The organism is Verrucosispora sp. ts21 (assembly GCF_002879555.1).
GTDB classification, from domain to species: Bacteria; Actinomycetota; Actinomycetes; order Mycobacteriales; family Micromonosporaceae; genus Micromonospora; species Micromonospora gifhornensis.
The window spans coordinates 1-14,125 of record NZ_PNOZ01000039.1 but is presented as its reverse complement, the minus strand read 5'-3'; the positions used below and the strand labels follow the sequence as shown (position 1 = coordinate 14,125).

The window sequence follows — 14,125 nt, the reverse complement described above, 5'->3', positions numbered from 1 at the left end:
GGGTGTCTCTCCTAGGTGAGGAAGCTCTTGAGCTCGAAGACGAGTTTGCGGATGTGGCCGGAGATGACCGGGGTGCCCAGGTCCTTGAGGCGTTGCCGGAACCACGGGTTGACGCTCTGCTGACCGGAGCTGCTGACCGAGCCGACCGGGATGAACCTGACCCCCGACCGGTGCACCGCCTCGATGCCGTCGAACAGCGGCTGGGAGCGGTCGAACTCGTAGAAGTCCGAGATCCACACCATCACGGTGTTCTTCGGCTCGACGATCTTCGGGCGGGCCATCGCCATCGCCACCGGCCCGTCGTTGCCACCACCCAGGTTGGTCCGCAGCAGCACCTCGAACGGGTCGTGCACCCACGGGGTCAGGTCCAACGCCCGGGTGTCGTAGGCGATCAGGTGCACGTCGACCTTGGGCAGTCCGGCGAAGATCGACGCCAGGATGGTGCAGTTGACCATCGAGTCGACCATCGACCCGGACTGGTCCACCACCACGATCAGCCGCGACGGCGTGGTCTTGCGGGCCGTCTGCCGGTAGTAGAGCCGGTCGACGTAGAGCCGTTCGTCCTCCGGGCTCCAGTTGGGCAGGTTTTTCCAGATGGTGCGGTCCAGGTCCAGGTTGCGGAACACCCGCTTCGGCGGCACGGACCGGTCGATCGCACCGACCGTGGTCTGCTCCACCTGGGTACGCAGCACCTGGGCGACCTCGTCGACGAAGCGCCGGATCAGCGACTTGGCGTTGGCCAGCGCCACCCCGGACAGGTTGGCCTTGTCCCGCAGCAACTGCTCGATCAGCGACATGCTCGGGGTGAGCTGCCGGGCCAACGTCGAATCCGCCAGCACCTCCCGCAGATGCATCCGGTTGACCAGGTCACCCTCGATGCCTGCCAGGGTCGGACCCAGCCCGGTGCCCTGCCGACGCAGTTCGCCGGGTTCGCCACCGAGGGCCTGCTCGAACCAGCCTGCGTCGGACTGCCACCGGGCCAACTGGCCGGCGCTGACCGGCCCCGCACCGGTGGCGAAGACGTTGAGCAGCAGCTTCGACACCAGCGCCGCCCGGCGTACCTCGGCCTCGCCCGGCCGGTGCGGCCCGGCGGCCTCGTCGGCGGGGTCGGCTTCGGTGTCCGCGAGCAGGCCGCGTAGTTCGTCGGCGAGCTGCGGGAACCGCTGGACCACGGTGTCCACCGATACCGTCGGGTCCAGCAGCATGGCGGGCAGACCCAGGTCGTCGACCACGGCCATGCTCGCCGATTCCAGCGTGGGCTGCTCGTCCGGGTCGAAGATGCGGCCCAGCAGCCGCCAGTAGAGCACCTGGCGGCGGTTGGCGGCGGCCAGGTCGCCGGGGCTGATGTCGTCGGGGGAGAGGTCGGAGTCGGTCATCGGCGCAGCAACCGTCCCGCCCGCTCGCGCAGCACCGTTACCGCGTCGCCCGCCTTCGCCTCGACCTTCGCCACCTTCGGGTCGGTGATCCCTTCGGCCCAGTCACCGTTGTGCGCCTCCACGGGCTTGCGCTTGACGGTGGCCTGCACCGCCAACGGCTGCACCAGCCAGCGACCCCCGTCGAAGCGCAGCAACCCGAGGCAGCACGACGAGGCAGCCACCAGCGCGGGCGTGAGCGGACCAGCCGCCGGCAACCGGTCGACCGCGACCGGCAGTTGCTGACCGTCCCACTCGACGGTGAGCCCGTCGTCGTCCTGCCGCACCGTGTAGCCCTCCAGCAGCACCGGTTCGGCGATCGCCGTCGGGTGGCGGTCCAGCGGCGCGGTGGCCGCCGTGACCGCCGTGGTGAGCAGCAACCGGGCGGCGGCGAACGGGTCGGCCGGCTCACCGACGCGGGCCTGACCGTCTATCCACCGCAGGTCCCCGCCGTGCATCGGCAGGTCGGTGACGGTCACCGCCCGCCGTTGCGCCAGCGCGGCCAGCAGGACCGGATGTGCCTGCAACAGGCGCCACACCGCCGGCCCGGTGATCGTCTCGACCTTCGCCGCCACCACCGTCGTACGCACCAGCCGGGCGCCTCGGCCGTCGGCCGGTTCGAGGACACCGTGCACCTGCACCCCGATGGCGGTGCCGTGCTCGTGGAGGTCCACGCCGAGCGGCAGCAGACGACCGGAGATCGTCTCGACGTCGTCGGCCGGAGTCGACCAGTCCTGGGCCAGCAGCACGGCCCGGGACCACAGATCAGCCCAGCGCCGCGCCGGCACCTGCGCCATCATCGCCACCGGAAGGCTGGCCCGCAGCTCGGCGGCGAGACCGTCGAGCAGCACCGCCAACCGGCGCAGCCCCGGCTCGGCCAGGGCCGCCTCGACCGGCGTCCCGACCGCCGACAGCAGGTCGTGGTCGACCCCACGCCACCCCGCCACGGCCGTCTCGTGCAACCAGGCCCGCGCCGCGCCACGAGGCGCAGAAACCTCGGCCGGTACGCCCACCGACGCCGACCACGGCGTCCGCTCGCGCCCGACGGCGGCGTCGAACTGGCCGATCAGCGCGTCGTGGGCCGCACCCAGCAGGGCCGACCGGGCACCGGCCAGGGCGGCCAGATCCTCCTGGCTGAACGACCCGGCGGTCACCTTGGCCACCGCCTCGGCCACCCGATCGTGCAGCGGGGTGCCCGCGACCGCGCCGGCCAGGGCGGCCAGCGCGGCAGCAGGCTCGTCACCGACCCGCGCGAACCCACCGACCAGGGCGTCGTCGAACCCGGCGACCACCGCCTCGGCATCGGCCAGCCCCACCGGCACGTTCTCCTGCAGCTGCGCCAGTTGTGTGCTCAGCATCAGCGCACCGCCCCGGTGGCCGGGAACCAGTGCAGCTCGGGCAGCGCGGTGGTGCTGTCCGGCAGTTCGAGGTACGCCAGGTGACGCAGGAACCGGCTGAACACCACCGCGGCCGGGGTCGGCTCGTGTCGGGTGTCCATCCGGGCCAGCAGGTCGGCTCCGCCGCGTACCCCCTCACCGGCGTCGACCCGCAGATAGCGGGCGACCCGGTCCACGCCGTACTGGAGGACGGCCTCCTCGGCCAGGGCCTCCAGGTGCTTGCAGGGCGCGCCGCGCAGCCCGCCGCAGGGCCGGTTGTTGTTGGTGCTGCAGTGGTAGGCGTGGCTGCCGGCGGCAACGGACGAGACGTAGACCCGTTCGATGTCCGAACCGCTGGAGACCACACCCTGTAGTCGCCCGTCGGCCAACTCGACGAAGGGCACCTTCGCCAACTTGCGTGGCCGGGCGGGCGGCACCACCGCCAGCACGCTACTGCGCCGCCAGGCCGTCCCGTCAGCGTCCGTCACCTGTGTCCTCCCGGCCCCCGTCGCGGACACCGTCCGCGCGTGGTGAAGCCGCACCGACCGATGTCGGCGCCGCCATGACGGGAGGATCATGACGGATGGCTACGACACTTCAGCGCCGCCGTCCGAGCCTCGGGACACCACCGCCCGCCCCCGCCCCTGCCGGTCGATCATGAGGTTGGCGGCGGTAGTTGGTGAGATATGTACGATCCGTTCATGCGGTATGAGCAGACGATCACGGTGCGGGCCGATCAGGCGCGAGCCTGGGCGGTGCTGGCCGCGGTGACCACTTGGCCGCAGTGGACCAGTTCAATGCGGGAGGTGCAGCCGCTCGACGGCGACGAACTGGCGCTCGGGCACCGATTTCGGGTCAAGCAGCCCGGCATGCCGGCCCTGGTCTGGCGGGTCAGTGCGCTACAGGTTGGCGACTCGTTCACTTGGGAGACTCGTTCGCCTGGTGTGCGTACCTCCGGGTTCCACCGGCTGGCCGCCAACCCGGACGGCACCACTTCGATTACCGTCGGCGTGGACCAGACCGGGCCAGTGGCGCGACTGCTCGACCTGCTGATCGGCGCCAGGACCCGGCGGTTCCTGGCGCTGGAGGCCGCCGGACTCAAGGCAGGCAGCGAAAGCTGACCGGGCGACACCCTTGCCACTCGGTCACCAAATGCCCCCCGCCGGCGGTCCTGAAGGGTCGGTGAGGCCGCGCCTCCACCCACTGCGCGACCAGTGCCCTATGCCTTTTCCAACACGATCAGGCGGTACTCCAGCCACCGCCGCGACAATCCGGTCTGCAACGCCGATCCGCCGATCATGTTGGCCCAGAACGGCATCTCCACAAGACGGTCACGAAGCCGTGGCACGACTGCGGTGGCGCCCACCGCCACCTTGATGAGGCGGTCGCGTGGCCGACCGAGATGCAGATATGCGGTCAGGTCCAGATCCTCGACCAGGCGCAAGCCGGCGCGCTCGGCCATGGCACCCAGTTCGGCGACAGTATGCAGACTTCCGACCCGCCACCCGGCGCGGAACTGGTCCAGACACCGCTCACGAGCGGCCAGCCCGCGATCCTTGTCGGTCATCCAGTCGTCGCACAGAATGAGGCGACCGCCGGGGCACAGACGATCCACCAGGGACGGAAGCAGCTTCTCCAACGACGGCGAATGGACGACCGCCTCGACAGCGACCATGGCGTCGTAATGCGGCTCCGCCGGCAGCTCCGCGAAGTCGGCGCAGATCACCTGACAGCGGTCGGTCAATCCTTCGCGGGCGAACCGTTTCGCGGCGATCTCGGCCTGCACACGGCTGATTGTCACCCCGGAAATGGACCCGTCCACCTCCTGGGCCAGGCGCACCATCGTCCCGCCGACGCCACAGCCAAGGTCAAGCACCTGTGCGGTGCCCGACGGAATGTGCCCACGCAAACGCTCGATCATCAGGCGATTGACCGTGTCCATTGCCTGCGCCGCGTTCACGACATCCGGCGTCCACACACCTCGGTGGATAGCGTCACTGCCAGGGCTCTCGGCCACCAGAAGAAACCGACGCGTGTTGTCGTCGTAGTAGTCAGCGACGCGATCGACGTGGCCGGAGACGACGACGCGTTCAGGTGACGAACTCATCGACGCAAGCTAGCACGGCAGATGAGCACCAGTTACGCGGAGAGTAATGGTTCCGTCGCGCATTCCGATCCAGGCGGATAGCTGAATTCAATGGGTGAGGCCGACGACCGTGGCCAGTCGCGCGACGTCGGCCGCCGCCGGTCCGCCCCGGATGATCTCGGCGAGCAGCGTACGGGCGACCGGACGGTTGCGGACCTCGGCAGGCGCGATGCGGTCAGCCGCCAGTAGCGTCTGCCCGGCTCGGCTGTGGCGACTGGCGTCGAGGTAGGCGCGGGCAGCGTCGATGAGGTGGGCGGCGCGATGCTCGGGCGGCAGGCGCAACCAGGCGTCGCTGCGGAGGACATGTTCGTGGCGCAGGATCGCCTCGGCGGTGTCGCCGAGGCGGTGTGCGGCCAGGGACCGGGCCGTCTGAACGGCAGCCGGTCCGAAGCCGGTGTGATGGGGGTCGGTGTCGCTGACCTGCCGGTCGGCGAGAGCGGCGGCATGATCGAGCAGGTCGTGGGCGTTGCGGCGATCCCCGTAGCCGGCGGCGGCGAGTCCGGCCTGGACGTAAAGGCTGCCGCGTACGGCGTCGTCGTCCGCGGGGTCCACCGCCGCCAGGGCAGCGGTGAGGGCGATCCGATGGTGGCCCAGGGCGCGCAGGGCCTGGGCGACAGCAATGGTCGCGCTGGCGGTGCAGATGAGGTCACCGGCGGCGGCGGCGACGGCCCGGTCGGCGGCGAGCCAGGCAAGGTCGGCATGGTCGAGCTTGACCAGCACGCTGGCGGTCAGCCGGTACGCGGAAACCAGCAGGCCCCGGGTCCCGTGGGTCGCGTCGAGCAGGTCGGGCAGCACGCCGAGCAGTTGCGGGTAGCGGGCGTGCTGATAGGCCATCCAGGCGTACGCGACCTGGCCGCCGGCCTGCTGCGCGGCGACCGTGGACTGGGGTCGGTGGTGGTAGCGGGCCAGGGCGGCCCGGACCGCGTCGATCCCGTTCTCGGCGGGTGCGGGGGTCGGTGGTTGGCGGGGGCCGAGCAGCATCTGCGGGTCGAGACGCAGCACCTCGGCGATGTCCCGGATCACCGAGTACCGGTCGAGTCGACGTACGCCGCGTTCGACCTTGTCGACCCAGCTTTTCGACTTGCCGAGCCGATCGGCGAAGGCCTGCTGGCTCATGCCCCGGTGAGCCCGCAACTCGGCCACCCGCCGCCCGAGCGGTACGGAGTTGTGGTCGCGCCGGTGGGTCATCGACTGCCCCCGGCGGGCGGCATCGTGTGAGTGGACTCCCCACAACGTGGACACCACCGCGACTTCACTTTGAACGCGAGCAGCCCGAGCAGGAAACCTGGTAACAGCCCGCCGAGTACAACCGACACGACCTTGTGAAGCACGATCTCCCTCATCTCGTAATCGGGGGTCGAGGGGCCGGACTCGCTGCATCCATGACCCCTCATGGCAGTTCGCGACATATGCGAAAGGTTGCCGGAGCGTCACGGACGGTTGCACCGCTGGCGTGTGACCATAAGGGGACGTCTACGAAAGGTCCCCTGCCATGGCACGCAACGATGGCCTCAGGCAAGCGATGGTGACAGCCGGACTCACCGCTTCTGACCTGGCCGAACGCTGCGAAGTGGACGCGAAGACCGTGGAAAGGTGGGTCAGTCGAGGGCGCGTGCCGCACCCCCGCTCAAGGGTGCGTGCGGCAGCGGTGCTGGGCAAAGATGTAGGTGTGCTGTGGCCTGAGATCATCCGACGCGCTGCGAAGATAGGGACCGATCGGGAACTGGTCGGCATGTACCCGCGCCGGGCAGACCTGCCCCGAGCGGTCTTCCGCGAAGCGATCGAGCGCGCCCAATCGCGAATCTGGTTTGGCGGGTACACCAGCTACTTCGTATGGCTGGAAATGCCCGACGCGGCCACCACTCTCGCCGCCAAGGCCAACGCCGGGGTCGATCTGCGCTTCATGCTCGGCGACCCGGACAGTCCCGTCACCGCCGAGCGCGACCGGCTGGAAGCGACTCCGCTCACCCTGGCGACGCGCATCGCGATGACGCGCGCGGAGATCGGCAAGGTCGACGCGCCGCTTCCGGTCCGGCTGTCAGATCGTCATATCGCCATGTCCGTGTGGGTCTTCGACGACGAGGCCATCGTTGCCACCCATATCGGTTCCGGGCTCGGGCAGGACTCGGTGACGCTGCACCTGCGGCGTGCGCAGGACGGCGGAGTATTCGATCGGTACGTAGAGCACTTCGAGTCGCTCTGGGCCGATGGCAGACCCGCCGATCCACAGAAGCACTGATGACGTTTGTGTGGCAGTGCTTCTGTTCGACACGCCGGGCCGGGACCAGCTGCACTGCCGCAATCGGGCCAATGGCGTCGAGTCTCGGGCGAGGGAGTCCCGTCGGCGCCGGGGTCGGTGGGTGACCAGCCAGTCGACGGCGAAGTCGACAAGCTCGCGTTGGCGCATCAGGCGGGAGTCGGCCGCGCCCACCTGCCCGATGCTCGCCCGGCCGGTGGCCTCGAAGGCGGCACCCAACTGGTCGAAGTCGCCCTCGTCGGTGGCGACGTCCTCCCAGCGTGCCCAGCTCTGGCCGGTGTCGGTGCGTACGGCGGAGCTTTCCTGCTGGCGCGGTGGGTCCGGCACCCGGTATTCGGCCAGGTGCAGCGAGGTGTTGTTGCGGTGTCCGACGCCGAGTAGCAGGACGTCACCGTCGAGCCGGTACACCGCACCCAGGGGAGAGTGGTCGCCCAGCATGTCGTCGAGTTGGTGCCCGGTCACCACGGCTTCGGCGGCGGGGCCGAGGGCCGCGAACGACACCTGCGGATGGTCGCTGCGCCAGGCCCCCGGCCAGGTGCGGACCGTTTCCGCGATCACGCCCATGAACTGGCTGGGGGTCACCGCCGGATCGAATGCGGGCATGTGTTCCCGGATCACCGGCCACCAGGACTCCGGCACGGGCGGGTTCTGCCAACCGCCGGGGTCGGTGTTGCCCGCCGAGCGATGCCAGGTCGCCGACGAGCGAGGCGCGGGTGGCGGGCAGGTCGGTGCTGATCATCGGCAGACCCTACCTGAGCAGGCAATGGACCGGCAGGATCCGTCAGGACTGGTACAGCACGCTCCGATAGCCCAGCAAAGCCGCGATGATCAGCACCGTGGTGCCGGCGACGAACGGCAACCGGCTACCGCGCGGGCGGGCGAAGGCCAGAACGACGGTCGCCGACCAGAGCGCCGCGACGATCACCGTCCAGAGCGTTGCCGTGGGCACCCGGTCGGCGATCCGGCAACCGGCCGAAGCGGGTAGGACCGCCGCGCAGATGTCATGGCGTGGCACCGCAAGCCACCAGTAGCCTGCCCACGCCGCCACCGCGATGACGGTGGCCGTCGCCGCCGCGAGCCACGATCGGGCGCGTGAGGGCACTCCAACCTGGACGTCACTCACCTCGGCAAGGGTATCGTTCGCCGCTCTCAGGACTCGGTCGTCGCGGGCTGGTGTCCGGACTCCCGCTGGCGCAGGCGTTCGGTGTATTCGGCGAGGGTGTCCAGTCCGACGCTGTGGCGGCGATCGTCCACCTGCTCCGGGTCCTCGATCGGCTGGGGTTGCAGCGGACCGGCGTTGTCGGGGCCGTACCAGAACTGGGTGCCGTACCGCTGGGGTCTGCCCTCGGCGCGCAGCACCCGGTCGGTGAGGTAGGCCAGGTGGCGGGGTCTGGCCTCGCCGTCGCGGACCGCCTCATCGAGCAGGGCCAGGCAGCGGCGTTGGAAGTCCGGGTCGTGGTCGGCGTGCTGGGCGAGCAGCCAGGCGGCGTCGGCCGCCTCCGTCCCGACGTCGCTGCTCCGAGGCCAGCCGTACCGGTCGATGACCTGTTTGAGCCACGCCGTGTTGTCGACGTCGACCTGGCACGCCCAAGCCCAGAAGACGTCATCGAGGGTCCGGCCCGGCACCCCGGAGCGTGCCTGCTGGTCCCGGTCCATCCGCTCGACCAGTTCGGCGGCGACATCGGCCGGTACCGGACGGTGAGGGGTGTCGGTGGCCGGGGCGTGGGTTTCGCGCCGGTCAGAGCAGGGAGGCATCGTAGGTGGCGGTCAGCGGGCCACCGGCGTCGCCGGTGTTCACCACCCCGGCCGGCTCGATGAGGACCGCGTGGACCTCACCCTCGGCGACCGGGCAATGCTCGACACCACGGGGTACGACGAACAGCTGCCCCGGGCCCAGGACCACCTCGCCGTCGCGCAGTTGGATGGTCAACTCCCCACTCACCACGAGAAACAGTTCATCGGTGTCCTCGTGGCTGTGCCAGACGAACTCGCCCTGCACCTTGACGACCTTGATCTCGTAGTCGTTGAGCCGCGCCACCACTTTCGGTGACCAGTACTGCGAGAAGCGGGACAGTTTTTCCGCGATGTCGACAGCTACATGCGTCACATCCACCATCCTGACATGGCCGGCCTGGTCTGCGGTGCCGCCGGCACCACCGACGGGAGGCGGGGGGATGGTGGGCAGGTCGGGGCACGACCCGGAAGAGGACGCGGGGTCGCCGACCTTCAGCCCGTCCGCCGAGCTGCCGCCGCTGTCCCCGGCCGACCTCGGTATGTTGCGGCAGGTCGGCGCGCGATGGCAGATCACCGACACGGTACGGGCGTTGCCAGTGGATCCGCAGGCGGGGGAGATCCGCTCGTCGGCGGTCGGCGGAGCACACCGGGCCGCCATGCTCTTCCTGCCGGACGCCCCGGGTCAGCTCACCGCCACCCCGGTCGTGGAGCGGCCCGACACCGCCCAGGGGCGGGTCGCCGGTGGTCTGCGTCGGTTGCTGCTCGGTCGGCCGCTGACCAGCGCGTCGATCCTGCGCGAGCGGATGTCGAAGGTCATCGCGTTGCCGGTGCTCGCCTCCGACCTGCTCTCCTCGGTGGCGTACGGGCCGGAGGCGATGCTGGCCGTGCTGGTGCTGGCCGGCAGCGGTGCCCTCGGGCTGTCGTTGCCGATCGCGGCGGCCCTGGTGGTGCTGATGGTCGCCGTCGGCACCTCGTACCGGCAGACCGTCCGGGCCTATCCGCACGGCGCCGGGTCGTACCTGGTGGCCAGCGACAGCCTGGGGTCGCGCGCCGGCCTGGCTGCCGCGGCGGGACTGGTCCTCGACTACGTGCTGACCGTGTCGGTGTCGGTGTCCGCCGGGGTTGCCGCGATCACCTCGGCGCTGCCTTCCCTCGCCGCGTACCGGGTGCCGATCGCGCTGGCGGTCATCGGTGTGCTGCTGATCGGCAACCTGCGTGGCATCCGGGTCGCCGGCAACGCCTTCGCCGTGCCGACGTACGTCTTCCTCGTCGCCGTGCTCGGGCTGATCGCCGCCGGGTTCGTCCGGGCCGCGACCGGCGGATTCACCGTCGTGGCCCCGCCGCCGACGCCTGCGGTGGAAGGGCTCGGTCTGCTGGTCGTGTTGCGTGCCTTCGCCTCCGGCGCGACCTCGATGACCGGCGTCGAGGCGGTCTCCAACGCGGTGCCGGTGTTCCGCCCCACCGCGTGGCGCAACGCCCGCACCGTGCTGACCTGGATGATCAGCATCCTGATCGTGCTGTTCGTCGGGCTGACCCTGCTGTTCCACCTCAACGGTCTGGTGCCGCGTGCCGACCAGACCCTGCTGTCGCAGTTGGCGCGGCTGACCTTCCCCACCGGCCCCTGGTACGCGATCATCCAGGCCGCGACGGCGCTGGTGCTGCTGCTCGCGGCGAACACCGCCTTCAACGACCTGCCGCGCCTGCTGTACTTCATGGCCCGCGACGGGTACGTGCCGCGCCGCTTCCTGCACCTGGGTGACCGGCTGGCGCTGAGCAACGGGCTGATCGCCCTGGCGGTCGCCGCCGCGGCGATCCTGGTGGCATTCGGCGGCGACACGCACTCCCTGATCCCGCTCTACGCGGTCGGTGTCTTCCTCGCCTTCACCCTCTCCCAGAGCGGCATGGTCAACCACTGGCGGCACCACCGCGACCCCGGCTGGCGACGACGCGCGGCCATCAACGGCGTCGGTGCGGTGCTGTCGGCAGTCGTGCTGGTGACCGCCGCGGTCACGAAGTTCGTCGAGGGCGCGTGGGCGGTGGTGCTCGCCGTACCGTTGCTGATCTACCTGTTCCGTCGGGTACGCCGCCACTACGACCACGTCCAGCAGGCCCTCGGTCTGCACCCCGACCATCCGAGCGGGGTGGAACCGGCCGAGGACGCGCCACCCGCCGTCGTCCCGCAGCAGGTACGGCACCTCTTCCTCGTGCCGGTGGCCCGCCTCAACCAGGCGGCGCTACGCACCCTCGCCTACGTCGGCTCGCTCGGCCAACCGGCGCTGGCGCTGCACGTCAGCCCCGAACGGACCGAAGCCGACCGGTTCCGTGAGCAGTGGAACACCTGGGGCGACCACATCCCGCTGGAGACCATCCTGTCGCCGCACCGCGTGATCATCCAACCGCTCGCCGGGTACGCCAGCGCACTGCGCCTGACCCACCCCGACCTGACCATCACCGTCGTCGTACCGGACGTGGTGGTCGACCATCCGTGGCAGCGGGTGCTGCACTACCGCACCGAACAGCGACTGCGGCGGGCCCTGCGCCGACACCCCGGCATCGTCGTGACCAGCCTGCCCACCCACCTGACCCGCTGAGCAGGCTCTCGGTGAGCGGTGGCAGTTGGGCTGGCCGGTGTGTGGGATATCGGACAGCTGGGCTGCCACCGCTTCCGATCAGTTGATCAGTGGGTGAGGACGACTGTGGAGATGCTGCGGGCGCCGACGTTGACGCTCACCTGGCCGCCGTTCACGCTGACCGACTGACTTGCCGCGTTGGCGTTCTGCGAGGTCAGGTAGTGCTCGGCCTGGGTGACGTTCTGCGGTACCTGGATGATGGCGTTGTTGACCGCGCTGGTCGAGCGGTTCAGGATCACCAGGGTGGTCTTCCCGCCGCCGGTGTAGGCGGTCACTTCCAGCGGATTGGCCTTGGTGCTCTTGGTCAGGGCCACCCGCTGGTAGCCGGGGCGGACGTACTTCGAGTACTGCGAGAAGGCGTACCCGCGCTTGAGGGGTGCTCCTGCCGTGGTGCCGAAGGCGGCCTCGCCGTCACCGATGAACGAGTAGTACCGCTTGCCGTACCACCAGATGTAGGCGGTCCAGTTCGCCTCCATCGACCGGTGCACCGTACGCATGATGTCGTCGAGCGTCTCGTTCCAGACCGCCAGGTTGGCGGGGTTGCCCCAGATGTTGGAGCCGTTGCCGTCGGCCGCGTGCAGGTTCCACTCGGTCATCCACACCGGCTTGTTGTGCTGATCGGCCAGGGGGTACGAGCGCAGCCGGCCGGAAGCCTCGGTGCCGTACAGGTGGCCGCCGATGTAGCCGATGTTGTTGCGGGCGGTGGTGTCGTTGAGGGTCGGGTCGGTGTAGTTGTAGTTCAGGTTCACCGCCTCGGCGACCATCAGTCTGGTGTTCTGCACCCGGGTGCCGTGGTCGCGGACGAAGTTGCGCAGCTCGGTGCCGCTCCAGTCCATCGAGTCGTAGTCGGGGTGCCAGTCCGGCTCGTTCTGCACCGAGGTGACGTCGATGGTCACGCCCTGGTTACGCATGTACTGCACGTAGCTGTTGAGGTGGTTGGCGTAGTCGGCGTAGCGGTCGGTGCGCAGCTTGCCGCCGTTGACCCGGCTGTTGTTCGTCTTCCACTCCGCCGGCGCGGTCCACGGCGAGGCGAGGATCTTCACGTTCGACCCGGCGGACTTCGCCGTACGCAGGGCGTTGACCTGGGTCGACCATTCGCCGGAGACCGGCGAGATGCCGGTACGCACGATCGACAGGCCGAGCTGGTTGGCACCCAGGCCGACCAGGGTCTGGGTGTCGGAGGTCGACCAGGTGCCGCCCCAGATCGGGGTGGCCGCGCCGAATCCGTCGACCGTCTGGTAGCGGGTGTTGCTGTTGACCGTGATGTCCGCCGGGCCGGTCGGCGGCGGCGTGGTCGGCGGTGGGGTGGTGGGCGGCGGTGGTGTGGTGGGGGTCGTGCTGCCGGTGCAGGTCACGCCGTTGAGCGTGAAGCTGGTCGGGTCGGGATTGCTGCCCGACCAGGTCCCGTTGAAGCCGAACGACGTCGAGCCGTTGGTCGGGATGGTGCCGTTGTAGCTGACGTTGCGGGCGGTGACGGCCGCGCCGCTCTGACTCACCGTGGTGTTCCAGGCCTCCGCGACACGCTGGCCGGCGCTGTAGTTCCAGTTGAGCGTCCAACTGGTGACCGGGTCACCGAGGTTGGTGATCGTCACGTTGGCGCCGAAGCCACCCTGCCACTGTGACGACACCGCGTAGGTGACCGAGCAGCCGGCCGCTGCCGCGCCGGCCGGCAACGCCACGGCGACGGCGGCCGATGCCAGGAGCACGGCACCGGTCGTCACCCGAGCGGCGTTGACCCTGAATCTGTCCTTGACGTGTCTCATCGCTGCCGTGCCCTTCGTGAGTGAACGTTCACCTGCCGGCTCGGTCCCGACGCCGCGCTGCGTTGGTCCCGGTGCGCTCCTGGGTGGACGATCCCGGCCACAACTCGTGTTTCGGACTTGGGTCGGAGAGGTGATCGACATCGACCGTGGTTGATGAGATGGGAGCGCTCCCGTAATGTACCGGACGCAGCTGTTAACGTTAACCTGCATCGACTTTCGACAATGCGATGCGGTCATGTCAGCCGGGAGGTTGCGCTATGCCAAGATCCAGACGAACCAATATGTACCTGGCATCGGTCGGGGTCGCGCTGCTGGCGTCCTCGGCGGCCATCGTGGCCCTGCCGGCCAGTGCCGCGGCTGCCGGCTGTTCGGTGAAGTACGAGGTGCCGTCGCAGTGGCAGGACGGCTTCGGCGCCAACATCACCATCACGAACCTCGGTGACCCGGTGACCAGTTGGACCCTGACCTGGTCCTTCGGTGCCGGGCAGCGGGTCACCCAGTTCTGGAACACCGAGCTGACCCAGAGCGGGGCGGCGGTAACCGCCCGCAATGTCAGCTACAACGGCACCATCTCCACCAACGGCACCACCTCGTTCGGCTTCAACGGGTCCTGGAGCGGCAGCAACCCGGTGCCGACCAGCTTCGCCCTCAACGGGGTGACCTGCACCGGCGGCACCACCCCCACCACTCCGCCACCCGGCACCACCCCGCCACCCGGCACTACTCCGCCGCCGACCACCCCGCCCCCGACGACTCCGCCGCCGACGGGCACCTGCAACCTGCCGTCGTCGTACCGGTGGTCGTCGA

At 69.8% G+C, this 14,125-nt stretch carries 13 protein-coding genes and 1 pseudogene; 4 read left to right on the top strand and 10 right to left on the bottom strand.

Annotated features, from left to right (window positions below; translation table 11 throughout):
• Positions 1-11: 11 nt before the first annotated feature.
• The 3 genes from C1A38_RS17935 to C1A38_RS17925 are packed head-to-tail and all read right to left on the bottom strand — an operon-like array spanning position 12 to position 3,237.
• On the bottom strand, positions 12-1,376 hold the full coding sequence (locus tag C1A38_RS17935) for a VWA domain-containing protein (RefSeq protein WP_102658933.1): 1,365 nt from the start codon (positions 1,374-1,376) through the stop codon (positions 12-14).
• Complete coding sequence (locus tag C1A38_RS17930; protein WP_102658932.1) at positions 1,373-2,770, bottom strand: hypothetical protein; 1,398 nt, start codon at positions 2,768-2,770, stop codon at positions 1,373-1,375. The genes C1A38_RS17935 and C1A38_RS17930 overlap by 4 nt, the downstream gene beginning before the upstream one ends.
• Entirely contained in the window at positions 2,770-3,237 is a 468-nt protein-coding gene (locus C1A38_RS17925; RefSeq protein WP_199180243.1) for a hypothetical protein, read from the bottom strand. Before C1A38_RS17925 ends, C1A38_RS17930 begins: the two co-directional genes overlap by 1 nt.
• 252 nt (positions 3,238-3,489) lie before the next feature.
• Here C1A38_RS17925 and C1A38_RS17920 point away from each other — a divergent pair, with 252 nt between their 5' ends.
• Positions 3,490-3,909 carry an SRPBCC family protein gene (locus C1A38_RS17920; RefSeq protein WP_102658975.1) on the top strand — a complete coding sequence of 140 codons (420 nt, stop codon included), beginning with the start codon at positions 3,490-3,492 and terminating at the stop codon, positions 3,907-3,909.
• Between the two features lie 98 nt (positions 3,910-4,007).
• On the opposite strand, the gene C1A38_RS17915 is transcribed toward C1A38_RS17920, so the two are convergent.
• Entirely contained in the window at positions 4,008-4,895 is an 888-nt protein-coding gene (locus C1A38_RS17915; RefSeq protein WP_102658930.1) for a class I SAM-dependent methyltransferase, read from the bottom strand.
• A gap of 87 nt (positions 4,896-4,982) precedes the next feature.
• On the bottom strand, positions 4,983-6,122 hold the full coding sequence (locus C1A38_RS17910) for a helix-turn-helix domain-containing protein (RefSeq protein WP_102658929.1): 1,140 nt from the start codon (positions 6,120-6,122) through the stop codon (positions 4,983-4,985).
• Positions 6,123-6,426: 304 nt separating this feature from the next.
• Here C1A38_RS17910 and C1A38_RS17905 point away from each other — a divergent pair, with 304 nt between their 5' ends.
• Positions 6,427-7,173, top strand: a complete 747-nt coding sequence (locus C1A38_RS17905; protein ID WP_233196885.1) for an XRE family transcriptional regulator — start codon at positions 6,427-6,429, stop codon at positions 7,171-7,173.
• A gap of 186 nt (positions 7,174-7,359) precedes the next feature.
• On the opposite strand, the pseudogene C1A38_RS17900 reads toward C1A38_RS17905, so the two are convergent.
• The 4 genes and pseudogenes from C1A38_RS17900 to C1A38_RS17885 all read right to left on the bottom strand — a co-directional run.
• A pseudogene (locus C1A38_RS17900) lies at positions 7,360-7,830 on the bottom strand (AAC(3) family N-acetyltransferase); the annotation flags it as partial.
• 142 nt (positions 7,831-7,972) lie between these two features.
• Entirely contained in the window at positions 7,973-8,314 is a 342-nt protein-coding gene (locus C1A38_RS17895; RefSeq protein ID WP_146017573.1) for a hypothetical protein, read from the bottom strand.
• Positions 8,315-8,340: 26 nt separating this feature from the next.
• Complete coding sequence (locus C1A38_RS17890) at positions 8,341-8,946, bottom strand: DUF6624 domain-containing protein (RefSeq protein ID WP_199180239.1); 606 nt, start codon at positions 8,944-8,946, stop codon at positions 8,341-8,343.
• Positions 8,930-9,298 (bottom strand): cupin domain-containing protein, encoded by a 369-nt coding sequence (locus C1A38_RS17885; RefSeq protein WP_233196884.1) that lies wholly within the window; start codon positions 9,296-9,298, stop codon positions 8,930-8,932. Before C1A38_RS17885 ends, C1A38_RS17890 begins: the two co-directional genes overlap by 17 nt.
• Positions 9,299-9,365: 67 nt before the next feature.
• On the opposite strand from C1A38_RS17885, the gene C1A38_RS17880 reads away from it, so the two are divergent.
• The gene (locus tag C1A38_RS17880) at positions 9,366-11,516 is read left to right on the top strand and encodes an APC family permease (RefSeq protein ID WP_199180238.1); all 2,151 of its coding nucleotides are present in this window, start codon (positions 9,366-9,368) and stop codon (positions 11,514-11,516) included.
• A gap of 86 nt (positions 11,517-11,602) precedes the next feature.
• On the opposite strand, the gene C1A38_RS17875 is transcribed toward C1A38_RS17880, so the two are convergent.
• Entirely contained in the window at positions 11,603-13,318 is a 1,716-nt protein-coding gene (locus tag C1A38_RS17875; protein WP_102658925.1) for a cellulose binding domain-containing protein, read from the bottom strand.
• Positions 13,319-13,599: 281 nt separating this feature from the next.
• On the opposite strand from C1A38_RS17875, the gene C1A38_RS17870 reads away from it, so the two are divergent.
• A partial coding sequence (locus tag C1A38_RS17870) for a cellulose-binding domain-containing protein (protein WP_233196883.1) occupies positions 13,600-14,125 on the top strand: 526 nt, incomplete at its 3' end.

Bases quoted from the DNA above. Each gene is read 5' to 3' on its own strand.
- C1A38_RS17935 (WP_102658933.1), bottom strand. From the start codon at position 1,376: ATGACCGACTCCGACCTCTCCCCCGACGACATCAGCCCCGGCGACCTG.
- C1A38_RS17910 (WP_102658929.1), bottom strand. From the start codon at position 6,122: ATGACCCACCGGCGCGACCACAACTCCGTACCGCTCGGGCGGCGGGTG.
- C1A38_RS17905 (WP_233196885.1), top strand. From the start codon at position 6,427: ATGGCACGCAACGATGGCCTCAGGCAAGCGATGGTGACAGCCGGACTC.
- C1A38_RS17915 (WP_102658930.1), bottom strand. From the start codon at position 4,895: ATGAGTTCGTCACCTGAACGCGTCGTCGTCTCCGGCCACGTCGATCGC.
- C1A38_RS17880 (WP_199180238.1), top strand. From the start codon at position 9,366: ATGGTGGGCAGGTCGGGGCACGACCCGGAAGAGGACGCGGGGTCGCCG.
- C1A38_RS17920 (WP_102658975.1), top strand. From the start codon at position 3,490: ATGCGGTATGAGCAGACGATCACGGTGCGGGCCGATCAGGCGCGAGCC.
- C1A38_RS17890 (WP_199180239.1), bottom strand. From the start codon at position 8,946: ATGCCTCCCTGCTCTGACCGGCGCGAAACCCACGCCCCGGCCACCGAC.
- C1A38_RS17930 (WP_102658932.1), bottom strand. From the start codon at position 2,770: ATGCTGAGCACACAACTGGCGCAGCTGCAGGAGAACGTGCCGGTGGGG.
- C1A38_RS17875 (WP_102658925.1), bottom strand. From the start codon at position 13,318: ATGAGACACGTCAAGGACAGATTCAGGGTCAACGCCGCTCGGGTGACG.